This is a genomic window from Paenibacillus sp. R-74696, assembly GCF_055814915.1.
The window spans coordinates 16,520-41,678 of the sequence record NZ_JBPULM010000002.1; the positions used below are offsets into that span (position 1 = coordinate 16,520).

The window sequence follows — 25,159 nt, forward strand, 5'->3', positions numbered from 1 at the left end:
CTCCTCTACTATTCTACAGTCCATTTCCGGTTTCCTGTTCTTCCCTGTTTGCAGTCTGCTTAATTATTCGCCCCAAGCAGCTGGTTAATGACAACCGCCGCTTGTGCCCGCGTTGCATGGTTCTTCGGCTCGAAGCTGCCATTGCCTGTTCCTTTAATGATGCCTGCACTTTGCATCGCATCTACTGCCTGCTTCGCATAGCTGGAAATCGCCGAGCTGTCTTTGAAATCACTTGGCTGTCCTTGTGCATTCAGCTTCAGCTCAAGCTTCTGAATAACGCGATGGGCCATAACGGCCATATCCTCACGCGTAATTTCATCATTAAAGCCAAAAGTGCCATTTGCTTTGCCTTCAACAATGCCTAGCTCCTGCGCGCTCGCCACTGAGCTGTAATACCAGCTGCCTGGCTGCACATCGCTAAACGTGCTTGCTGCATCCGCCTGCTCCAAATCGTACGTTTGCAGCAGCATTTTCAGAAACTGAGCCCGCGTGACTTGCTGATCCGGCTTAAAGGCTTGATTGCCCATGCCATTAATAATGCCTCTGGCAGCGAGCGATTCAATGCTGTCCTTCGCCCATGCTACACGCTCAATATCATTAAATTGAATATTGACGTGAGCTGCTGCATATTTGCTGAAATGCTCTGGTTTAAAGGTGACGTGCCCTGCTGCCACGTCATATTTTCCATTTTTCACAATTTGCGTTTCACCATTATCGTCAATGTAATAGACGACCACTTTATTCGGACTCTCTCCTGCTTGCAGATTGTAGTCCAATGCAACTTTAACACCGCCTGCAAAAGAAGTAATCGCTTTGCCATCAATCGTCAATGTCAAATCATAAACTTTTGCATCCCCTAGTTGTGCTTTCGCCTCGGCGGAAAGCTTGCTTATATCGGCCTCAGCAGCGGATATTTCAAGCTTTCCAGCTCCTGCTTCCATTTGCCTCGAAAGCCACGCCGTATCAAGCGTTATGCTCGCCAGACCCAAATTCAATTCCACTTGGCTTACCTGTTTGCCAGATGCCGCTTTCAGCGCCTGCGCTGGAAGCGTTACTTGAACGGAGCTTGCCGCACCCGTTGGCACAGCGGTGATCGCAAGCTTTTTGCCAGCAGCATCGTCCAGCGCTTTCGAGAGCTCAGCCGCAGTCACTTCTGCCGATGCTTTGCCGCCAGCGTCTACTGTAACGACCGGCTTAAGCACCACATTGGCAGGAGCCGGAGTTGACGTCGGGGGAGTCGTTGCATCCGTTCCGCTTGATCCCGAGCCCGTTCCGGGGTTCACGGCTCCAGCAGCGGAAATCGTCGCGACGAGCTCGCCGCTCACGCCCGAACCGTCATTTGCTGTCGCTGTAATTTTTACTTTGCCTGCCGCCACTGCTGACAGCAAGCCATTTGCATTTATCGTTGCAAGCGTTGTTGGCGAGCCAGCTTCACCTGCAACGGCCCACGTTACGGCTTTGTTTGTTGCCGCCGCTGGCAAAAATACCGGGCTCAGCTGCAGCTGCTGCCCCGCCGTCACCTCTTGCGAAGGAGCGGAAATGCTAAGGCTCGTCGCTGCAATGGCATTTGTACGAATGTTCGGCCGTTCAGGCATTTCCATATCTGTCCCTAGATAGAAGCTCGTATGTGGCGGCTGGTTGTAGCCCGTATTTTGCCATGCGATGCCAAGTCTGTAGACAGGATCATGCATTAGCGTATGAATCCGATGCTCGGTGACAGCTGTCGTTGTATAAATGCGCAGCGCGCTGCTGTCTTCCGTCCGCAGCACCACCTCTTCGCGCCAGTCTCCGAATAGATCAGCCTGCAGGTTCGGATTGCCTTTCGTATCATTAATCGAATAAGTACCTGTGAAGGTTTCCAAATTGACGAGTGCTTCATTTTCATAATCCCACTTGTCGATTTTTGGAACGCCAACGCGCGGATCACCTAGCCAATTATGATCAAGCAGCTCGCGGCTGAGGTCGCCATCCCACCAAATGGCAAAGTTGGACGTTGGAATGCTCGCGGACAGCTTCTCTCCCTTGGCGTTAAACAGCCCGCCTGTCGTGCTGTTCCACGCACCGTCGATTGCCCATGATTCCGCGCCTTTATGCCTTGGATCGATATCTGCCGACAAACCGCGTCCAGCATCAATGCCGAGCTGCAGCTGTCCCCATAAAACACGGCCTGTTCGTGCATCCTTCATATCGTAGGAATATTTAACGGCGGTATCCTCTTGCACCGCAAACAATTCCAGTCCCAGACGATCCGGGTTAAGATTGCTCAGATGCATCGCATCGCCATGGCCGAGCTTAGAGCTCCACAGCCCGTCTCCGTTGTCATCAATAGCTGCCGCGCCTGTAATAATTTCATCCCGGCCGTCATTATCCACATCAGCAACGCTAAGCTGGTGATTGCCTTGGCCGTAATAATCTTCATTGCCTGGCGTTTTGGAATCGAACGTCCACACCTTCGTCAGCTCGCCATCCCGATAGTTATAGGCGACAAGCACCATCCGCGTGTAATAGCCACGCTGCATCACGATGCTCGGACGCTCGCCGTCGAGATAAGCAATCGCCGCAAGGAAACGGTCAACGCGATTGCCGTAGGCATCGCCCCAATCCGCAACATTGCCCCGCTCCGGCTCATAAGCATCCGTTGCCAGCGCTTTGCCTGTCGCACCTTCAAACACCGTATGGAACTCCGGTCCGGTCAAAATATATCCGCTGGCGTTGCGGTGATCCGCATTGGCATCGCCAATGACGACACCGCTTCCGTCAATCGTGCCATCCGCCGTGCGGAACGTCACCTCGGCTTTGCCGTCACCATCCAAATCGTAGACCATAATGTCGAGATAGTGGGCGCCTGCCCGCATATTTTTGCCTAAATCCATTCGCCACAGGCGTGTGCCGTCGAGCTTGTAAGCATCAACATACACATTGCCCGTGTAGCCAGCCTGCGAGTTATCCTTCGCATTGCTTGGCATCCAGCTCATTATAATTTCGTATTGCCCGTCTCCGTCCAAATCGCCAACGGAAGCGTCATTCGCCGAATACGTATAAGCTACGCCATCTGGGGTTACCCCGCCTTCCGGCTTCTCAAGCGGGATGTTCAAGTAGTTTGTATCCCACACCTCAACCGTTTCCGATTGCGGCTGCTCCACTCCGCCGGTAATGGCCCGCACATTATACGTTGAACTGCTGCTGCCGTTCACATCCGCATAGTTAGTGCTGCCTGTAATTGGCGTGCTGTTCAGCTTCACGCCGTCGCGGTACAGGTTGAATGCGATATCCTCCGCATCGGTGCCCAGCAGGCGCCAGCCTACGTACACATGATCGGTTTCCTTCACCGCAACGAGGCCGCGATCCAGTGCTTCCATTTGGCGAGGAGCCAGCTTAATCGGCGTTTCGCTAATTGCTATGCCGCTTGACTCGCTAACCGCTTCTCCCGCATATTCATAAGCGCCTTTGACCACGAATGAATAGGTCGTTCCATTCGACAGCCCTGCTATAGTCGAAATGTATTTGCCCGCAGGCACCGTATCAACTAGTGTCAAGGAAGCGTCTTCATTTTTCAAATAAACGCGAGTTTCCTTAAAAGCTGGGTCCTGAGGCTGCTCCCAGCCGATTTTGACCGTTTCATCATGCGCTTCACTGACGACATACGTCACATTAGGCGACTTTTCCAGCTTATTGACTTTCACCTTGTACGTACGGCTAATATCCGTATAGGCGGACGAGGTTACCGATACGCCAAATTCCGTCTCGTCGCCCGTCAAAGGAATGGTACTTTTCTGTCCGCTGGCAATCGCACCCGCATCCAATTTTAATCCGACCAATCCAGCGTTGCTTGCTGTTGGTGTTACATCCACCGATGCAGCCGAATACGGCACCTCTACCGAATAATCGTACACACCTGGATCAAACGGTGGATTAAGCACAGGAGCAAAGTCGCTTGAGCCTAGTACTAAGCCAGCCAGCTTCACGTCAAGCGCGGTTACACGCACATTCGCCACATTGATTTGGCCGCCATTCGGATTGACATAGAAGCCAAAGCTGCTGATCCGTTCCCGGTTGCTGTAAAAAGCGGACGGCCAGTTTACCGTCGCGTTCGTCGTCAAATCGGTAACGCTTACATTATACTGCTTGCTTGGCACGTTAAATACCATTTTGAACCGGTACCAATGCGTCACATCATAAGCAAGCTGCTTATCTACAGCTGCATTATGCTGCTTGATGACGCCAGCATCCAGCTGGTAGCGGGCAGCGGCAGCATTGGTTGCATTCACCTTGCCATCCATGACCCATAGCGAGCCGCCTTTACCCGTTGGCAGGTTGACATCAAACTCAACGATTAAGCCGCCGCTTTCACCAGCAAAACGTTGGCCAATATAAGAGGAGCCGGTCGATTCATTCGTAATCGCTCCATAAGTAGAACCTGTAACAGAATCCTGCTTGACTACAAAAGCTGGAGAAGCGCCTTCCTTTGTCCAAGTGTTACCGCTTCCAATTGTTAGATCGCCAAGCGCATAGCTGCTGAAATCATCGGATACAAGCACCGAATCAGCTGCTGCTGCAGGCATAGAAAAGGCTGGGACTAAGAGAGTGAGTGCTAAAAGACATGACAGGAACTTCGACATTGCTGCGGTTCCTTTCCCCTTCTTGCGCATTCGCATTACCGTTATTACCTCCCTGAAATTAGGTTTGTACTCCGTCTTTCTCCTGAGGGTCCATCATCTCCCCCTCAGAAATAAAGCGCTTTCCAAAATAGGCAAATCTGCCAAGTGTAAACGGCAGATGCCATCCTCTGGCGGCAAAGCTACCGATTCGAGGGTGAAATATAAGCCCATTATAAGGGTGATACTTATACATGCTTATATTTTAAAACACACTCGGTACCCCTGCCTGTATGGTGAATACTTCTCCAATTATAGGGAATTTTCCGAAATAAACCACGCCAAAAAACAGAGCTGTTTGATTAAAAACTAGACATTTTATCCAAACGTATCGGCGTTTTTATCTGTATTGTACCCGTTTCAAACTCATTCTACGGTGTGTATGCATACGCAAGCGAGCTGGATTCCGATAGAAGTCAGCGTTCAAACATCTTCCCTCTACTACAGGGATATGGAAAATGTGAACCTGCTTACCAAACGGCAACTTCTTGCTGCTCTTTTCTGGGGCTTGCTCCTTGTACGAAGACACAAAGGTAGACTTGGTGGACACAGCTTGGTGGACGCAGTAGCCGCTAATTCAACCGAATCACTGGTATTGGCACCGGCTGCGGACTCAGGAGCCGCTAATGCGCTGCCCATCGTCATTTTGAGAGGATTATGAAGGCAATAGCGAATCTCCTGTCCGCATAAGGCCCGAAATGGGATCAAAATCCAGAATAGCGGAACCTCAGTCCGCCAAAAAAGGAACGAGCTTCCAAGGCTGCGTGGTCTAAGCAACAATATTCTCAACAACTGTAGTATCAGCCACAGTGCTCTCTGCAACTGTGTTCTCAGCAACTGTACTCAGCAACACTCGCATACTGTAGCTCCTTAAGCCTTGAATGGTCAGAGGAGATTAGCCTAGATTGGCTTAGAATAGGTACTAAGCATGGATCAGCAGGAAGGGCTCCACGTTTGCATGCACATCCTAGTACATCCTAGTATAAATTTCAAAAAAGCGGCCCAGCCGCTCAGCCATTCGCAAAAAGAAAGGCAAAGCCAGCTGAACCGCCATTTTATTTTAATTAAATTTGATTTATATAGCGCCTTTAAGCTGCTTTATCACATGCTTCGTCTCTGGCTCCGGCTCACAATTTAAGTCTTCGAGAAGCAATCGTGCAAAATCGTCATAATAGAGGACAAGTGCCTCCTGTTCGCCCAACTGGCCAAACAGCTTTAAAACCTGCCGGCACAGCTCATCCGAGTAAGGCTCCTGCTCATGCAGCAGCAGCAGTCTCTTAAGCGCATCCTGCTCATGTCCAGCGTTCATCTCATAGTGGATAAGACTGCGAACAAACCGCACATATTTCGCTCTAAGCTCATCCCTGCGCTGCCGAGCCCATAGAAAATCATGCTCTTCAAAATAGTCCCCAGCATAAAGGCTGAGCGTCTGCTCCGCCGCAATACGCTGCTGTTCCGTATCAATTACGCGAATCGCGGCAACTCCCAGCTCAAACTGCTCGACATCCAGCTTTAATCCATTGCTCGTCAGACGATAGCTGTCAAGCGCAAACTCAACGTGCGCCTCTACTTTCCAATCTTTCATCAGCTTGCGAATTTGATAGACGGACGTATGGAGCAGCATCATCGCTTTCTCATAATCCGAATCGGGCCATAGCGTGTCCAGAAGCTGCTGCTTGGCGACCCATTGATCTTTATAATGCAGTAAAAAAGCAAACAGCTCCTGCGCTTTCAGCGTCCGCAGCCGGAGGCTCGTATTCGTTTTTCCATCGTCATGAAACGCCAGCCGCTTGAAGCAGAGCACCTGCCTGCCAGGCAGCGGCTGATTCTCCGGCTTGCCCCGACTGTAATCCTCCATAATGCGGGTAATCGTCTTCTTAAACCGCTCAGGATGTACGGGCTTCAGCAAATAATCGAGCGCATTGTGCTCAAACGCTTCAATCGCATATTCCGAATAGGCCGTTATGTATACGATACGGATATCCGGGTTAATGCTGCGGATATGCTCCGCCGCCTCAAGCCCATTCAGCCCCGGCATATTAATATCCAAAAAGACGATCTGGGCGGGCGTGTTCCGCACATCCTGTATGCCATCTCTGGCCGAGGTGAATTTTGCTGCCACCTGTAAGCGTCCGTCCCGCTCGAACAACCATTCAATGTGAGCGAGCGCCGGCTTTTCATCATCAATTAAAATGACTCTCATCGCCATCGACTCCCTTTCATACTTCGCTATACGTGCCTGCTCGAAGCTCTTTTGGATAGCGGAAGCTTACCTCCGCTCCGTGCTGCCGCTGTCCATCAATGACCAAACCGCTGCCGTACAAATTAACCAGCCTTTGATGAATGTTGCTCAAGCCTACGCGTCCCGTCCCTTTGTCCGAAAGCACCTGCGATAATCGTTCAGGGGAAAAGCCTACACCATCGTCCTCTACAAGAACCATAATACAGTTATCCACTTCAGAAATTTTCAGCTTAATGGTGCCGCCTTCTTCTTTTTTCATGACGCCGTGATTAACCGCATTTTCCACAATCGGCTGAATAGTCAGCGGAGGTATAAGCGCAAGCTCATCGCAGCTAATTTCGTATTCAATTTTAAGCCTTTCATCAAAACGCGCCTTTTCCAGCGTCAAATAAGACTTAACCAGCTCCAGCTCACGTTCGATCGTCGTCATTTTATCGCGATTATGGAAATCAAAGCTGCTGCGCAAAAACTGGCTTAACTCAATCAGCAGCTCCATTGCTTTATACGGATCTACCGGACAAATCGCTATAATCGTATTCAAGGCATTATATAAAAAATGGGGCTTGATTTGCGCCTGTAAAAATGCCATTTCCGCCTGTACGGCCAGCTTAACCGACTTGCGGAGTGCCAGCAGCGTTTGAACCCGGGCACGCAGCTCGCCTGCATCAACGGGCTTGCCAATATAATCGTTGACCCCTGCCTCAAAGCCGAGCTTAATGTCCTCTGGCTTCGTTCTGGCCGTGAGCAGCAGCACCGGCAGCTCAGACAGCAGGAAGCGCTCACGGATTTTGCGGCAAAGCTCAATGCCCGACATTTTCGGCATCATCCAGTCCGTAATGACCAAATCATATTTGGCCGGAGCAGCAAGCGCCTCCTCAAGCGCTTCATCCCCGCTTCTTACCGCCGTTACCTCGCAGCGTTCGATGGAAAGCAAATTAATGAGCACCTGCAAATTAATCGGATCATCGTCAACGACGAGTACGCGGAATTCAGCAGCGGGCGGCGGTATATTCAGCATAGCCGTAAGCTCGATTGCGGCGGCCTGCTCCTGATAGGGGATATCAGCCTCGTCTGTTTGCTGGCCTTGTGCAATGGGTATTGTAAAGCTGAACGTAGTCCCTTTTCCTACAATAGAATGGACGCTGATGGTTCCCCCACCCAGCTCCACAAGCTGCTTCGTAATGCGCAGTCCGAAGCCCGAGCCTTGAAAACCCGCCAGTGCAGCCTTTGCTTTACGTTCAGAAAGAAAAATCGTTTCCAGCTGCTCAGGCGACATGCCCATTCCCGTATCCGAAATGTCCACCCTCACCTTATTTGCCTGCGTCACCGCACTAATTGTAATTTTCCCTTGAATGGTCGCCTTCGCTGCATTGCCCAGCAAGTTGTACAAAATTTGCCGCAGCCGATCCTCATCCGCATCCAGCAAAGGCAAATTGGCGGGCAGCCGCTGCTGAATCTGCACCTGCTTGTCGATGAGCAGATGCTCCACAACCTCTACGACCGCATGAAGCACAGGCTGAAAATAAATTTTTCGCTTCGCCAGCTTCATCACACCGCCCCGCAGCTCCGCGAATTCCAAAATATCTTGAATAAGGGCGGACAGCTGCTTGCCGGTCGAGACAATCATCGATAAATGCTCCGCCTGCTTCGTATTGTTCAGCGGCCCGGCAGCGCCTTCCAGCATCGAGGCTGCCATATTAATAATGCCGTGCAGCGGCGTCCTCAGCTCGTGCGAGGTCATCGTCATAAATTCATCCTTGAGCCCATCAAGCGTCAGCAGCTTCTCTGACAGCTGCTCCACCTCGCGAATTGATTTCGTAAAGCGTTTCGCGAACAAGCCCGCGTGGGCGAACACAAACAGCAGCATTTCGAAGGAAATGAGCATGGTGCTTTCCAAAAATCCGTAGGCCCGCATCATGGAAGCAAGCATCATCATGACGATGCTCTGAAGACTTAAAAACCAGTAGGGATCCGTATACGCTTTGCGTCCTACCCCGCGGATAATGACATAAATATAATAAACGATCATCAACAAGCCTTGAGCCATAATTAATACTTCCAGCTTCGATATAAATAATGGCGTCGCAATGAGCTCCAGCAAAATGGTGATGCCCGCAAACCATTTCAAGAACCGCATCACTTTGGGATGAACGATGCCTGGCAGCATTTCATTCACGATGCATAATAAAAAATAATACACAAACACCGATGAGATTGGCTGCAGCTTCAGCACGAAGGAATACGGCAGATCAGGAAGCAGCTGGGAAATGAGCCGTTCCCCTTGGGTCATCATAAAAATCATGGACGAGAGGCAAAAAAGCCCGAGAAACATCAGCCCCTTCTCCTGTTTTCTAAGCGCATATAACAGCAAGCAAAATAAGCCTGGAATCAAAAATCCGGCAATCGTCAGCACCCCTAGCAAAATATCCATCTCACGGTTTTTGATAATGGTGTGCTGCTCTCCGAAGGTAATGGAATAAATAATGCCGCCTGTAGCATAGCTGTAGTTTGCCACCTGCACAATGAGCTCGACCGAATCGCCCGCAACGGTGCCAAGACCAATATAAGGCACATTGTTCTGAACGCCATCGTACTCATTTGCAGCTGGGGCACCACTGGCGCCAATCATTTGATTGTTTAAATAAATGCGATTGGCCATGCGAATGTTTGAGGTATAAACCCCATATATTTCTCGCAAATGGCTGGGAAGCTGAATTTTCAAGCGATAAGTGCCGTAGCCAATGCCCGCCCTACTTCCTTCTCCAGACAAATAATCATTCCATTTACCTGGCACGTTCACCAGCTTGCTCGGTGGAGCCTGCTCCTGCGGCATCTGGCTAGCTATGACAAAATCTTTTGGAGTCAGCAGCTGGCCAGGATAAAACTCCCACTCGCCATCCAGCTTCACTGCCCCCTTTTCTACAAAACTCCAGTTACTCAAGTCCAACACGCCATTTACAGCACGCACATCCTGTTTATCTGCAACATTATGGAAAATAAGCGCGAAAATTGTGCCCAAAATTCCTATTATCATCAGGAACATGCCCATGTTCTTTCGATTAAGCATTCATAGTCTCTCCCCGCAGCGTTACGATGTCTCTTATGTATCGTCTATACGATGTAAAAGCCTGCTGAGTCGCACTCACCAGGCACTGCTTATTCATGCAAGCTATCGTTATCGTTTCTATCTTCTATTATAACTTCTATTCTGAACCTTTTCTGAACATATTTCGGCTATATTACCTTAATGCTTACTGAAAATCCTACTTATGATTACCTACACATGAGCGAACACGGTTGTAATCCTGAATCAATTGAAGACTGAAAATCGAACAGATCAGCCTGTGAACAATCGTACCTCAAAAGAATTTTCGCTTCTCTACACTGATTCATAAACACTCAGCATTGATCCTACGACTGGGGTTGCTGTTTGTTTGTTCGTTTTTCACTTAAAATAACTTGATGCTGATTTTGTACTGGAGACGAAGCACCTCCATGAATTTGCACATACGGCAAACTACCTGCTTGTTTTGCAACAAGCTTCTTCAAACTTTTATTCTCTTCTCCGGCTGTGCATAGTCTATCATGGTAAGAACAAACTTATTTTGCTTAATGCTACGCCCGACCAGCTAATTCAATTAAAATTCGGAATGAATTATTGGATTTTAATAAATACACAAGAATATCAATCAAATAATTCAAACCAAATAAAATACTCACAATAATTTATTTCCAAAAATTATATAATAATAAACCGTATCATATTTGAATTAATAAACAAAAAATAATATTTAACATAAAAAATTTAGTTTTGATTTATTGACAAAAGAATTTTTGTTAATTTAATAATAATTTACTGATTCAGATTCTTCAATTTAAAATGATTTTCAAAGGTAGCGCCAAGGATTTTGTGTATATGATTTAACCAGTAGATGCTACATAAGGAAGTCCTCGGTTTTCGGATTGATGTGCGTAGCAACTCCACTAGAAGAAGTTTTCATTTTTTCTATTTACACATCATATTTTACACTTTCTTTTCAAATCATTTTAGATAATTAACCTGAAATGTTTGACCAACGAAACGACTAATGGTTAAATATAAATATACCAAGGTCGCTCTAAATTCTCATATTATAGAATATATTATATATGGAGGTGTAAAAATGGGTTTAGAAGGGTTTTTAAAGATGATATCAGGAGTTGCGTGGATAGTTGTCTTTTGGATAGTTGTTATTTTAATTATTTTATTCCTATATAATAAATTCATTAGAAGGAAATAGTTTATTCAAAAATACTCTTCGATGAGTATCCTTCTACTATTATTTTTGAAAATAAGTTCACATATGAAGGGAATTTGAAAACCTTTTGTTAACATACATTTGCTATTGCAATACCCAAAAACAATAAAGTGTAATCTCAGGCTAAATACTTTACCGAACTACACAACGTAGTCCGCTACTCTCACCTGCTTAAAGTGCCTAGATGAGAGTAGTCAGCTAAGTTGCTTTTACGACGGCTCCTCTCCCCATACAAGTACTCCGCTGCGATACAAGGTGACTCGGCTGGCATCAGCAAAGGCCGTATTCGCCGCATTGTACGAGTAGTCATTGGTCTCGATATAGTTGGTCCAATCGTTCTTATGAATACGCGTCTGCATTTCCCCCGTATGGCCGCCAGCAGTGATATTTCCAGCACCTGTGCCGAAGCTTATTTCCAAATAAGTGTCGGCATTTGCGCTCGTCTTGCCTGACGCAGCAATGCTGCTGCTAAGATTGGAGCAGCCAACTGTCGCATAGTCACAATCAAAGGTTTGCGGCTGCGCGCCATCTGCCGAATACCAATAGCGAATGGTGAGCTCATGAAGCGGCACAGCCGTTGTCCCCGAATTAACAATGCGGATTTGCGGCTTTAATTGATTGTCCAAAGCGGCAGAATCGCCATTCTTGTATTGAACCTTAAGCTCGCCCGTTCCCGTACTCGGAAGGGTTGGCGTTGCGCTGGGCTGCAAGGAATTCGCTGATTCACCCACGCTGTTCACCGCGCTAACCGCGTAGTAGTAAGTCGTTCCATTGACCAGCCCCGTATCTACATAGCTGTTGCTGCTTGTCGTGCCTACTGTGGCGAAGGGGCCCGCGCTTGAAGCTGCGCGCTTAATGTTGTAGCTTGTCGCTCCGCTGACCGCCTGCCAGGAAAGCGCCGCCTGGCCATTTCCCGATGTTGCCGTTACGCCTTGCGGCGCCGCCGGCACTGTCGGTATCGGCCCGGTTCCGCCGCCGCTCGACTTGGCATTCATCACATTGGCGTGATTAGTCAGCAGCGTAGCCGTCGCGCTTGGATATACGACCCGGAAGCCATCATAATCGGGATACAGCGTATCATTATCCTGAATGCCGGTTAAAATCCAAAACTGGCTGCCCGCACCGCCATATTGCTCAACGGCACCAAGCCATGCGGCATAAACCTGATTGCGGGTCGCTTGATTTTGATAGCCGAATTCCTCCAGCACGACTGGCTTCTGCGCCGCATTGCCGTCCTCGATATGGTCAATAATCCACTGCGTGCCCCACTGCGCTGTACGGTTCCAATGATCCGGATATAGGTGAAACGTGCCGTAATCAATATTCGGCAGCGCAATCAGCCTTTCCCAATCAACGCCCTCCCCGCCGCCATACATCCAGCCCGAATGCCCCGGAATGTTATAAAAGCCTTCATCGCCTACAGCGACCAAATGATTCGCATCAAGCGATTTGACGTAGGTGCTCATCTCATCCGCCCAATTAACAAGCTTGTTGCCGGTTGTGTCGGATTGGGCACGCGGCTCATTCGCCAGCTCCCATGCCATTATGGCTGGATCATCTTTATATTTAATGCCTGTGTACGTGTTCACCCGGTTGAGCATATAGTTTACATAGTTTTTATAAGCTTGTTTAATAGAAGCATTCGTATAAAAAGCATCATGCGAGCCGGCATTAAACCACGCAACGTATTGATTCATGCCGCCAAAATCATCCCAGTTGTTCACAAATGGAATAACCAGCTTAACGCCCGACTGTCCTGCCTTATAGATTGCATAATCGAGCTTGGTAAAGCCCGATTCATCATACACGCCGGGAGTTGGCTGTAGGACGGCATTGTCCTGCGGCTGTCCATTATGGAAGCCCCAAATCCGGATTACCTTGAGATTCATCGCCACCATATCGGCAAACACATCATCGACCATTTTTTGCGACTTATAGTGGAAATAATAATTATTCGTTCCTGCAAAATAAAAGTCTTCGCCATCGAGCTGAAACTTGCTTCCTGCTGTCGTAACGAATGCATCGCTATCTGCGGCGTTGGCCTTCGTATCGGCCGTTGTCCACCCGCACACCATGGCTAGCGCCAGTGAAAAAATCATGAATCGTTTAAGCTGCTGCTTCATACGTTATAGTCTCCTTTTGGATTTTTGTCATCTGAAATGGAATTGCTATCCTTCTACTATTGAGCAGGGTACCGCCTCGAAACTAGTCGAATGGTTACCTCTTTTCTATCACTTTGGTGACCAAAAATAGCGGCAGCACCCGTACAAAAAGCTCATGCACCTTACGATCCGGCGCATGAGCTTTTGCTCTTCTTCAAATTAAGATGGCTCTACGCCCCATTGCAGGCTGCCCGCTGCATAGCCGGTAGCTTTGTCCCAATCTACGTAGCTTGTCGCACTGGAATTGAATGAATAATCGCCGGTCTGGGTGTAGTTGCTCCAATTGTTTTTCGAAATCCGCGTTTGCAGCTCGATGCTTTGACCTGCCGCGACAGACCCCGCTGCGCTGGCAAAGCTAATTTCAACGTAGTAGTCTGTTCCCGTTACAGCCGTCGGCAGCTTGACGAAGGAAGCATGGACGTTGGCGCTGCCAACGGTCGACCAGTCGCACCAGAAGCTTTGGGCTTGCTCTCCGTCAATCGTGTAATAATAACGAAGCGTCACATCAGCAAGATTCAGTGAGCTTGTGCCTGTATTGACCAGTTTGATTTTCGGATTAAGCGTGTTCGCTGTTGCCGATGTTCCTCCATTAAACAGCTGCACTTTAAAGCTGCCTGCCGGAGACGGCGTCGCTGTTGGCGTCGGTGTCGCTGTTGGCGTTGGTGTCGCCGTTGGCGTTGGTGTCGCTGTTGGAGTTGGTGTCGCCGTTGGCGTCGGTGTCGCTGTTGGCGTCGGTGTAGGAGTTGGGCCATTCACCGTATCGCCATAGATGATTCCGCGGCCATTCGTGCCGATATATACGCGTCCGAAGATGCGCGGATCGCCCGTGATCGTTTCGCCTGTAAACGCATATTGATGCTGGTCATCATTAATTCTCACCCAATTTGCCCCGCCATTATCGGAGCGGAAAAATCCTCTGACTTGATCGATTTGCGCCGATACATATAGCGCAGGATACGTCTGGCCTGGCGCTGCCATTCCGAAGCCAACGACATCTGCTTCCTCGACGTTGCTAAGCTTCGTAAACGATGCGCCCGAGTTCGTCGAATGCCACAACCCGTATACACCGCTCGCCTCGTTGCCGCCAGCGAGCCAAATATCGCCTTCCACGCCTGGAAGCGCTTTAAATTTTATATTTCCTTCTGCTGGAAGCCCTGCTGCTGCGGACATCGTGAACGTCACGCCACCGTCGGTGCTTACATAGAACTTGCCTGCCGCAGCCGCATAAAACTTGTTTTTGTTGACGCGGTCTGAAACAACTTTTGCGCCAGCTGGAATGCCTGTGCTCGCTGTCCATGAGTTGCCGGTCGTTTTGGAATAATAAACACCGACATCGGATGTGCTCCATACGAGCGAGCTGTTGTCAGCCGCAACCGCTATGAAGCCGCCGCCCGTTGTTGCAGAGGGCTCTGCATTCGGGCTATACCAGTTCGTTCCGCCATCGTAGGACAGAGCAATCGATTTTTCATTAGGATATTTCGCCTTGTCTGCCTTTCCAACTCGCGCAATGAATCCGGCATTCAGCTCGGCAAAATCCATGTCCGTCGTGCTGCTTGGATTTATGAACATTTTGGCAGGCGATACGGTTAAATCATCGTGGCGGAAGCCTGATACATCAAATACCCCGCTAAGAAGATGAGCACCAGTCGGTGGGCTAAGCAGCGTATTTACATTCGTTTCCTCAATGCCCTTGGCCATAACAGACAAAGCCACTTTGCCGCCGCTATCCCAAGCCGTCAAGTTCGTCGTGCCGTACACCGTTGCGCCTGTGCCGTAAAGCATGCGGTCAGAGTTGAAAGGATCGATTTCGATATCGCCAATCATCCAGCCGAGCTTAGGCGATACTTCCGGTGGTGCAGAACTTACGCCCCAATCGAGCCATGGAGCAGCCGAAATATCCTGTGTGTACGAGAAGTCGCGGTTCGGGTAACCGCTATACTGCCAAATCGGCTTCCACGTTGCGCCGCTATCCGTACTGCGATAAAGGTTTGCATCCGGCCACCAGGAATTGAGCGTTGCAACGATCAGCGTACCTGGGTTCTGGTCATCCACGGCAAGTCCCCCATAGCCGAAATAATTGTCCGCACTGCTTGATGGTACAGGGCTAATGTTCGCCCACACGCCAGTTGCTGTATTCAGCCTCCATACATCGCCCTTCGAGCCGTTATATGGACCGGTACCGTTGCTATATGTAACATACAGCTGCCCATTCGAATCCAGCTCGCCATGATGCGGCAAATAGCCTGTCGGCTGTCCTGCAACGGCAGACCAGGTAGCTCCGCCATTCGTACTACGATAGATACTGCTAGTTGTATCCGCTACACCGACATAAATCGTTTGCGTCGCCGTTCCAGGCGAGCCCGTCGATTCGTCAAAGGTGATCCAGGCGAGCCCCATAATATCCGCCGTGTATTCATAAGTGGGATCCTCGACAAAATTGCCTGGATTCGGAAACGCCGTTACCTTGCTCCACGTCACACCATAGTCTGTACTTTTCCACAGGCCATTGCCGCTGCGTGCGCCAAAATAAAGAATATTGTTTTTATTCGGGTCAATCATCAGCCGCTCGCCCATAGAGCGCCCCGGCATATTGCCGCCAATCTTGAAAGGCAGCTGCGTTTCCTGCCAGGTGTCTCCTTTATCCGTGGAGCGCATAATATAGCCGTTATGTGGGTCCCAATTATTCGTATAGGTGCCAGCCGCAATATATAGGCGATTCGGATCGACCGGGTCGGTTGCCAGCGCGTCCACGCCAGTCTTATTCCACTCATCCCAGCCCACGTGGTCCAGCAGCGCTTTCCAGCTGCCTGTCGACGCGTTGTAACGATACGCACCGCCTATATCCGTACGTGCATAGAGCAGCCCGGGCTCCTTTTTATTAAAAACAAATCCTGGGACGAAGCCTCCGCCCCCGCCAGTCACTACATTTTTCCACGTGTACGCTTCACTTGGTGCAGCTTGCGCCTGCAGCGGGTTTCCGATTATTGCGGTGCCGGCTACAACTGTGATCGCTAGGGCCAGCGTGCCCAGCTTGCGCATTGAATGTTTGATCAAATGAATACCCTCCTCAATTGGAATGATATAACACAAACACTTAACATATAAATATGGATGAGCAACCACTCCCTTCCAAATGTATACGCTTTCATTTTAGCACATAAAATATAAGCCAAGCACTATATAAAATGGATATATTTTCATGTAGAAATCGGTTATTTTGAACTCCCCGCATGTAAAAAGCTCTGAACCTGGGCGCTCCAGCCAGCAGCAATGGCCACTTGAGTCGCTTCGTCTCGGTTCAGAGCAGGATTACCTTATGGTTATGACCGAATAATGCGTTGTTCCTTCGCCGCTTTTATCCACATCGGAAACTCATTCAGCAGTTGATCATACAACTCCTCATCCGACACTGCCGCAATATCGTCCAAATGGAAAAAGCTCGCATTATCTACGATTCGCCCCTCCATCGTATCCAGCCGCTTCAATACTTCAAAATTGGAGTTTCCAATGCCGACAAACTGCCAGAAAATCGGCTGCACCGCCGAGTGGGTAATCGTATGCTTAATCGACTTCACTACCCCGCCATCGTTAATAAAAATGATGAACACAGGTGTAGGATCATTTTCCTCCACCGTATATTTGCGAATCACATCCTCCATCACCGGAGGTTCATTATTGCGCCCAAACTTATGAATGCGGTCATTGTTTAAAATATGCTTATAGACATATTGTCCAAAATCGCGCTCCGTTACCGACGGCAAACGGCTGTATTCATTATCATACACCCACACGTCGAGCGTGCCGTTGTCATCGAACTTGCAGGCAACTGCCAAAATCCGCTCCACGACTTCCTGAACGGTGCCGTTTTTATACAGCGTCAGCATAGAGCCGGAAATATCCAGCACGATGCCTACTCTGGCCACGACATTCGTCAGCTGCTTTTTCTCCAGAGTGTATTGCACGAGCTTTTTGCGGAAATCGATTTTGCTAAGGGAGGCTGTTTGTACAGGTGCTTCCAATGTCGCCGCTGCAGCTGCCTCTGCCCGAGCTTGGTCATGAGCTAGAACTTGGGATGACTCATTTTCGCCCGCCGCCGCATTTCCTTCCAGCTCAAGCCCATAATTCAAGCATAATGCGGCAAGTCCGCCGTTAAAGCCGCTGCCAATCGCGCTAAACTTCCACTCGCCATTGTGACGATACAGCTCCCCCGCTACGACCGCCGTCTCCTTCACCAAATCCGCACCGTACTCGTAGCGCAGCAGCTCCTCCTTCGTGTCTAGGTTAACAAGCCGCACATAAAGCCCCGTTACATCCTGAAAAGCATGCCCGAGCTGCTCGCCATCATATATCGTCACCGTAAAAGCAGCTTTCGCTATTTGCTCCGGCAAACGTCCAAGTACAAGCTCGATCACTTCCTGATCGCCTGCTTCCTTGCCAAGCTGTTGGCCGTTTGATTTATGCTCGGCAGCGCCGCTAGCCGCTAATGGATTGCCATAAAAAATAAAATCCTCATCCCGCTCGCAGCGGCCGCGCTCTGACAGCAGAAACGCCGCAGCATCGATGCCGAGCTCGCTTTTGCCAGCTTTCCAGCCAAACTGAACAGCCAGCTTGCCGAGGCTTCTCCCTTTGGTGACGTCTGCTTTTTGCCCCTTCAGCATTTGCATATATGTATCTTCCTCTCGCCTAGTAGAATGGTAAATAAGATCATCTATACCGATTATAGCAAATCGGCGCGTGATAGGAGAGAGAAAAAGCCTCGTTCCCCGCATGCCTCGGCATGCTTGAAAAAGAAGCTTTCATCCCGCTCTATTTGATTTTTTCTTGAGCTATATTTGCCGCATTCATTTATTCCGATTCCAAAATAAACCGGTTCCACTTTTGCTGCCACGCAATATCGTTCCAGAACGGATGATGTGGCGCGCAGTTGGAGCAGAGCACCATGCCCCAGAAGCCCAGCTTCATCCCTTTGCGAATGGCGTATTCGGCAATAAATTTACCGACTGGCCCTTCCTCAAAGCCCGCATGCAGCGGCGTGTAGCCCACATAACCTTCGCCAATGACGATAGGAAGCTCCGTTTGCCCCGCCCATTCATGCAGCTCCTCAAAACGAAAATCCGCCTTCTGGAGCATCGCCAGCTTATGGCTGCCATAATGGTCATACAAATATAAATCCCATTGATCCGGGTCGGCCCAATCATGGAGATAAAGCAGCTTCATGCCGACGGGATTGCCCTGCATCCGCCATTCCTGGCCTGCCGGAAGCTGCCAGCTATCGAACGGCGGCGCATCTTCCCGCAGCAGCGATTGCACCAGCTCATTTGGAAACGGCACCGCTTCATTGTCGATGCCCGTCCGGTCCATCAGCTCCTGCAGCACGCCTTTAATATACAGATGAAAATGAGCCACCTGCATATTTCGCGCCACATAAGCTTTCGGGTAAGCCTCATTCAGCGTATAGCTTGCCGTCATTAACAGCTCGGGATGCTGCTCGCGGAGAAACGCGACCGCTTCTTCAATATAGGGCTGCATAATTTGCACAAGGCCAGGTGTATTGGAGCTGGCAACGCCCTGCTCCGTTGCAATATCGGTAAGCTGTCCAAATTCAACCTCATTATGCAGCTCGGCATAAGCGATTTGCTCGCCATAGCCCGCTGCCTTTACATATTTAATAAGCTGATCCATTGACTTCGCCAGCGCCATAAAGCGCTGGTCCGGCGGAATATCCGCCAGCAAATCGCGCAAATAAGGCTCCGCCAGAAAGCTTGGACTTTGCTGGTATTCCCACGAGGAAAGAATAATATAGCAGTTGTGAGCCTTTGCCTGCTTGAACAGCTCCAGCAGCTGCGCATGCCCGTCCAGCTCTGCTCCGCCTCTGCAATTGTACCAGCGTGTCCGCTGGCCCACCTCGCCCAAATTGCCGAAGCGCAGCGGTCCGGGGCGAACGCCCGAATCCGTAAACAGCATGAGTGGCATCGCACAAATGCGAATCGTGTTATATCCCCGCTCCACCGCCTCTTTATATCTTGCAGCTAAATCGCTGTATGGCTCCCCCGGCGTCGTCATCGTATACCAAGAGAAATCCCACATCGTAATAGTCAGTTTACGGGGCAGCTGCCTGCTCGCTATGCTCATATGTCCACCATTTCTGTCCTCTATGGATAGGGTGATCATCCCATCATCCGCTACCACACTAGGTTGTGCAGAGAACGCTTTTTCTTTATGGTACATGGTTCACGCCGGCAGACGCCATGAACGATGTACGGATGCTGATGGAACATATTCGGATTTACCAAAGTGATGTACCAGGCACGCTTGGCAAGTCTAATTTCACCAAAACTAATTTAATGTCCCTCATCGACAGCCGGCATGCACATTTCGACGAAGCGCTCAGCCGCAACCGACAGCTTCCTGTCCTGCCGTACGGCAAGCCCGATGCTGCGGGGTGGAAGCGGATCTTCTACAAATACTTCATACAGCATGCCATTATTTAATTCCTCCTGCACAAAAGAACGGCTAATGAATGCGGCCCCGTAACCGAGCCTTGCGAACTGGGCGAGCAGATCAATACTTCCAAGCTCGATATCCGGCTTTACCGCCTGTCCCTTGCCCGCGAACCATTGTTCAACAAACTCCCTCGTGCTGCTGCCCGGAGATAATAACAGGAGCGGCAGCTCAGCCAGCTGCTGCATCGTTAAGGCACCATTCGCTGCTGAGCCGCGGGCTAGCTCCGCATAAGCTTCTCCGACTACAAAGCAATCCTCCAGCACCGCAAGCGTCTGGATATTCAGCTGTGAATCGTTTATAGGCAGATGGATAATCGCACAATCGATCTCGCCTTCCCTTAAGCGCTGCGTAATATCGGGCGTCTTCCCATGCGAAAGACGGATTCGGATACCCGGATAATCGCGATGAAAGGCATTTAATTGCGGCAGCAAAAGATGCTTAATCAGCGAATCGCTCGCCCCGATGCGAATTTCTCCCTCGCTGAGCAGCTTCATATTTTGCAAATGCTTTTGGGCAGAATCCAGCATGGAAAAGGATTGCTCGACATAGCCTTGCAGCGCCCGCCCTTCTTCAGTAAGCTCGACGCCCTTCGACAGCCGATGAAAAAGCTTGAGCTGCAAAGCCTCCTCCATCTGCTTAATCGCATAGCTGACCGATGGCTGCGTAATATGCAGCTCCTGCGCCGCTCTTGTTAAATTTTTGCAGCGTGCTGTATGCAGAAAAATCCGATACCATTCCAGATTAAACATATGGTATAGACCACCTCTATATCATTTTTAATAAAATCCAATTTCACTTATTTCATTTTCTTCATTATAATCGGGTTTATACAAGAAAACAAAAAAGGATGATCCATAATGGCAGGAAATACATTCGGAGAAGCTTTTAAAATCACAACCTTCGGCGAATCCCATGGCGAGGCGGTTGGCGTCATTGTCGACGGTGTAACGCCGGGCGTCGAAATCGATGAAGCCTATATTCAACAGCAGATGGATCGACGCAAGCCCGGGCAATCGTCAGTCACTTCCCCGCGTAAGGAATATGATATCGTTCATATTTTATCGGGCATGTTCGAGGGAAAAACGACGGGAACGCCGCTCTTCGTTATTTTGCATAACCAGGATATGAGACCAGATGCATACAGTGATATCCAGCATTCTTTTCGCCCAGGCCATGCCGATTTCACCTATTTGCAAAAGTATGGCATTCGCGACCATCGCGGCAGTGGACGGGCTTCCGGCAGAGAAACGGCGGGCAGAGTAGCCGGCGGCGCTATTGCCCGCAAGCTGCTGGAGCAAAGGGGCGTGCAGGTGCTTGCCTATACGCAGGCTATCGGAGGCATTGAATGCGAAACCTTCGATGAAGCCGTCATTGAACAAAATGCGGTTCGTGCATGTGACGCTGCTGCCGGAGCGAAAATGATCCGTAAAGTTGAACAGCTCGCAGCGATTGGCGACAGCTGCGGCGGCATTGTAGAATGCCGGATTCGCGGCGTAGTGCCTGGTCTGGGAGAGCCGGTATTTGACAAATTGGACGCGGAGCTTGCGAAAGCGATGCTATCGATTGGTGCCGTGAAAGGCATTGAATTTGGCACTGGCTTCGCTGCCGCTTCCATGCTGGGCAGCGAGCATAATGACGGGATGAGCGGCGACGGGTTTCTCAGCAATCATTCGGGCGGCATCATAGGGGGCATCAGCACGGGACAGGATATTATTTTTCGCATAAGCGTTAAACCGACCTCCTCCATTTCGGTCCCGCAGCAAACGATTAATATCCACGGTGAGGAGCAGGAAATTAGGACGGAGGGGCGGCATGATCCTTGCATTTGTCCGAGAATTGTGCCCGTTGTGGAGGCTATGGCCTGCCTCGTATTGGAGGATCAGTATAAGCGGCAAGCCGCCATGCTAGGGTGAAATATAAGAAGGGACTGCTTCGAGGCTATAACAGCCTAAAAGCAGTCCCTTTTTTCATCACTATAACAATCTTTTATCAGCGCTCGTGCGGCTGTACTACTGGACCAGCGGCAGAGATTTCCGCGCTTACGCCTACGAATTTGCGGAAATTATTCACAAATTGTGCGGCAAGCTTGGCCGCCTGCTGATCATAGGCCGCCTTATCCTGCCATGCTTCGCGGGGCAGGAGCACTGTATTCGGCACACCTTCTACCGCCAGTGGGCAGCTCAGGCCAAACACTGGATCAGCCATAAATTCAGCCTGCTCTAAGCTGCCATCAATCGCTGCCGTTACCATCGCCCGCGTATAGCGCAGGTTCATCCGCTGCCCTATGCCATGCGGCCCGCCGGACCAGCCTGTATTAACCAAATACACTTTGGCATCATGCTGGGCGATTTTTTCACCGAGCATTTCCGCATATACACTTGGCGCGAGCGGCAGGAACGGCGACCCGAAGCAAGCGGAAAACGTCGCTTCCGGCTCGGTTATCCCACGCTCCGTACCCGCAAGCTTGGACGTATACCCCGATAGAAAATGATACATGGCCTGCTCCTTCGTCAGCTTGGAGATCGGCGGCAGCACGCCGCAAGCGTCGGCGGTCAGGAACAAAATAACGTTTGGATGGCCTGCTTTCCCCGCGAGCACCGCTCCCGGAATATGCTCAAGCGGATAAGCAGCGCGAGTGTTCTCCGTCAGATAATTGCTTTTATAATCAGGCTGCCCTGTCTGGGCATCTAGCGCTACATTTTCCAGCACAGCTCCGCTGCGGATCGCCTGCCAAATTTGCGGCTCCTTCTCTTCGCTCAGGCCAATGCATTTCGCATAGCAGCCGCCTTCGAAGTTGAACACGCCATCCTCCGACCAGCCATGCTCGTCATCTCCGATGAGGCGGCGCGAGGAATCGGCAGAAAGCGTCGTCTTGCCCGTGCCCGATAAGCCGAAGAACAGCGCCGTGTCGCCCTGCTCTCCTACATTCGCCGAGCAATGCATCGGCAGGACGCCCTGCAATGGCAGCAAATAGTTAAGCACGCTGAAAATCGACTTTTTCATCTCGCCTGCATATTCCGTTCCGCCAATCAGCACGACTTTTTGCTCAAAAGAAATGCAAATGAACGTTTCGGACGCTGTGCCGTCACATGCAGGATCTGCCTTGAGCCCCGGCAGGGCGATGACCGTAAAAGCAGGCTTATGGGTGGCAAGCTGCTCCTCGCTTGGACGAATAAACAGCTGGCGGGCAAATAGATTATGCCAAGCATATTCATTAATAACGCGGATCGGCAGGCGGTAAGATTCATCCGCACCAGCATAGCCGTCAAAGATGAACAGCTCCTGCCGCTCCATATAACGCTTTGCTTTTTCATACAACTGGTTAAAATGCTCCGGCGAAAGCGGCTGGTTCACTTTGCCCCAAGCAACCTGCGGCAGCGAAGACGGCTCGCATACAATAAACTTATCCTTCGGCGAACGGCCTGTATATTGCCCCGTCAGCACCCGCAGCGCTCCCGATTCCAGCTTCGTCCCTTCACCGCGTTTAATCGCATGCTCCATTAGCTGCTCTGTCGTTAATTGATAATGTACGCCTAACTGCTGACGCAGCCTCGACTCCATGATGCTCATGACTCGCTTCCTCCCGTCCCTGTGTATCCGCCTGCCCGATTTCCGCTTCCTTGCATTTGCCCCGAACTGACTAGTCCACCACCGTACCTCGACCCAACGCATGCCTCTTCCTTGCATTCCGAATAATAATTAGTCACCTTCTTCGTTGGCTGTGTATCAATCAGCGTCATGCAGTGCTTGCAATAAATGGCTCCCATTTCTATACCGTGATTTCGCATGAATCCTTCACCCTTTCCATCATTAGATTGGCTACATCCATAACGCGGCATGCATATGCCCACTCATTGTCATACCATGCAATGACTTTAATCTGATTGTCCATAACCATCGTCGAAAGACCGTCTACCATTGCCGATTTCGAGCAGCCAATATAGTCGGCTGATACGAGCGGCTCCTCGGCAAAACCGATATAAGAAGACTTGCTGCCTTCTGCAGCCGCTTTCAAAACTTCATTTACTTCCGCCGCTGTTGTACGACGCTCAGCTTGAATGGTGAGGTCAATTAGCGATACATCCTGCGTCGGAACCCGCAGCGACATGCCCTGAATGCGCGAGGACAAATGCGGCAGCACATCTGCAAGCGCCTTGCCGACCCCTGTCGTCGTAGGGACAATGGACTGGGTGCAGGACCGAGCCCTGCGCAAATCCTCATGCGGATTGTCCAAATGATTTTGATCAGAAGTATAGGAATGCACCGTCGTCATCCAGCCAGATTGGATATGGAACGCTTGATCCAGCACATGAAGAACCGGAGCCACACAGTTTGTCGTACAGGAGGCAGCTGATAACAGCTGATGCTCCTCCGGGCGATAAAGATGGTCATTAACACCCATCACAATCGTCAAGTCCATTTGCTTGCCGGGCGCTGTAATCAGTACCCGTTTCGCTCCAGAAGCCATATGCTTCAGCGCACCCTGCCGATCATTGAATTTCCCGGTTGCGTCAATGGCAAGCTCGACGCCATAACGATGCCACTTAATGTTCTCCGGCGCTCTTTCATATACGACTTGTATGGAATGACCATTAATCACGAGCTGTTGATCTCGAACCAGAATATCTGCTTTCCAGCTCCCATGAACCGAATCGTATTTCAATAGATGAGCAATCGTCTCCACGGGATATACGCTGTTAATGGCCCTCAACCTTACTGCTGGATTCGGCTCAGACAACATTTTCCTAACGAGCAGCCGTCCGATTCTCCCCATTCCGCTAATGCCAACCCCCCGGTGCATTTCCGCATTCCCCCTTCGCTTATTTGCTAATAGCATACATCATTACCGTTTTATAATACAACATAAATATTTTTATGACGCACTAAATAAATTTTTATCACCTTAAATCCTCCTATATATGACGGATTATTTAGGTAATACTCCTATATGATGTATCACTGAGATAAAGCTTTCGATTGGCAGCAATCACTTGCCCTTAGCGAATCTGTGTTATGAAATACAAAACAGCCCTTAGATCATCGCTGATCCAAAGGCTGCAATGGTTGATGGATAATCGAAGCAACTAAACTGTTTTTCATCAAGGTCATGCGGGATTGAAGCTTTCTTGCCCAAAAAGGTTACAGACTATGACTTATTTCCGCCTTTGCCCGCTTTACTGCCTTGCTTGTCCGAGGTGCGAGTAGTTGTGTTTTGTGCTCCATGTCCTTGCTGCTTAGCCAAAACATATCCCTCCTTTCGAAAAAGATCCCTATATGATTGACAGAAAAAGCATTATT

General features: G+C 49.9%; 12 protein-coding genes and 2 pseudogenes. 1 reads left to right on the forward strand and 13 read right to left on the reverse strand.

Annotation, left to right across the window (positions count from 1 at the left end; genetic code table 11):
* Positions 1–59 precede the first annotated feature (59 nt).
* The 10 genes and pseudogenes from ACSR9A_RS00470 to ACSR9A_RS00515 form a co-directional block, all read right to left on the reverse strand.
* On the reverse strand, positions 60–4,655 hold the full coding sequence (locus tag ACSR9A_RS00470; protein ID WP_473755065.1) for a rhamnogalacturonan lyase family protein: 4,596 nt from the start codon (positions 4,653–4,655) through the stop codon (positions 60–62).
* Positions 4,656–5,730: 1,075 nt separating this feature from the next.
* Positions 5,731–6,858 carry a response regulator gene (locus ACSR9A_RS00475; RefSeq protein ID WP_473755066.1) on the reverse strand — a complete coding sequence of 376 codons (1,128 nt, stop codon included), beginning with the start codon at positions 6,856–6,858 and terminating at the stop codon, positions 5,731–5,733.
* A 16-nt stretch (positions 6,859–6,874) separates the two neighbouring features.
* Entirely contained in the window at positions 6,875–9,964 is a 3,090-nt protein-coding gene (locus ACSR9A_RS00480; RefSeq protein WP_473755067.1) for a hybrid sensor histidine kinase/response regulator, read from the reverse strand.
* A 1,440-nt stretch (positions 9,965–11,404) separates the two neighbouring features.
* Entirely contained in the window at positions 11,405–12,190 is a 786-nt protein-coding gene (locus ACSR9A_RS00485) for a cellulose binding domain-containing protein (RefSeq protein WP_473755096.1), read from the reverse strand.
* A pseudogene (locus ACSR9A_RS00490) lies at positions 12,176–13,270 on the reverse strand (glycoside hydrolase 5 family protein); the annotation flags it as partial. The pseudogene ACSR9A_RS00490 and the gene ACSR9A_RS00485, both read right to left, overlap by 15 nt.
* Before the next feature lie 246 nt (positions 13,271–13,516).
* On the reverse strand, positions 13,517–16,408 hold the full coding sequence (locus ACSR9A_RS00495) for a cellulose binding domain-containing protein (RefSeq protein ID WP_473755097.1): 2,892 nt from the start codon (positions 16,406–16,408) through the stop codon (positions 13,517–13,519).
* Positions 16,409–16,677: 269 nt separating this feature from the next.
* Positions 16,678–17,340 carry a vWA domain-containing protein gene (locus ACSR9A_RS00500; protein WP_473755098.1) on the reverse strand — a complete coding sequence of 221 codons (663 nt, stop codon included), beginning with the start codon at positions 17,338–17,340 and terminating at the stop codon, positions 16,678–16,680.
* Between the two features lie 147 nt (positions 17,341–17,487).
* A pseudogene (locus ACSR9A_RS00505) lies at positions 17,488–18,126 on the reverse strand (TerD family protein); the annotation flags it as partial.
* 76 nt (positions 18,127–18,202) lie between these two features.
* Positions 18,203–19,489, reverse strand: a complete 1,287-nt coding sequence (locus ACSR9A_RS00510; RefSeq protein ID WP_473755099.1) for a cellulase-like family protein — start codon at positions 19,487–19,489, stop codon at positions 18,203–18,205.
* Positions 19,490–19,698: 209 nt separating this feature from the next.
* Entirely contained in the window at positions 19,699–20,610 is a 912-nt protein-coding gene (locus tag ACSR9A_RS00515; RefSeq protein ID WP_473755068.1) for a LysR family transcriptional regulator, read from the reverse strand.
* A 108-nt stretch (positions 20,611–20,718) separates the two neighbouring features.
* Here ACSR9A_RS00515 and aroC point away from each other — a divergent pair, with 108 nt between their 5' ends.
* Positions 20,719–21,774, forward strand: a complete 1,056-nt coding sequence (gene aroC / locus ACSR9A_RS00520; protein ID WP_473755069.1) for a chorismate synthase — start codon at positions 20,719–20,721, stop codon at positions 21,772–21,774.
* A 76-nt stretch (positions 21,775–21,850) separates the two neighbouring features.
* On the opposite strand, the gene pckA is transcribed toward aroC, so the two are convergent.
* The 3 genes from pckA to gap are packed head-to-tail and all read right to left on the reverse strand — an operon-like array spanning position 21,851 to position 24,662.
* Positions 21,851–23,422 (reverse strand): phosphoenolpyruvate carboxykinase (ATP), encoded by a 1,572-nt coding sequence (gene pckA / locus ACSR9A_RS00525; RefSeq protein ID WP_473755100.1) that lies wholly within the window; start codon positions 23,420–23,422, stop codon positions 21,851–21,853.
* Between the two features lie 5 nt (positions 23,423–23,427).
* Positions 23,428–23,649 (reverse strand): hypothetical protein, encoded by a 222-nt coding sequence (locus ACSR9A_RS00530; protein ID WP_473755070.1) that lies wholly within the window; start codon positions 23,647–23,649, stop codon positions 23,428–23,430.
* Positions 23,631–24,662, reverse strand: coding sequence for a type I glyceraldehyde-3-phosphate dehydrogenase (gene gap, locus ACSR9A_RS00535; RefSeq protein ID WP_341281873.1), 1,032 nt, complete (start codon positions 24,660–24,662; stop codon positions 23,631–23,633). Before gap ends, ACSR9A_RS00530 begins: the two co-directional genes overlap by 19 nt.
* Between the last annotated feature and the right edge of the window lie 497 nt (positions 24,663–25,159).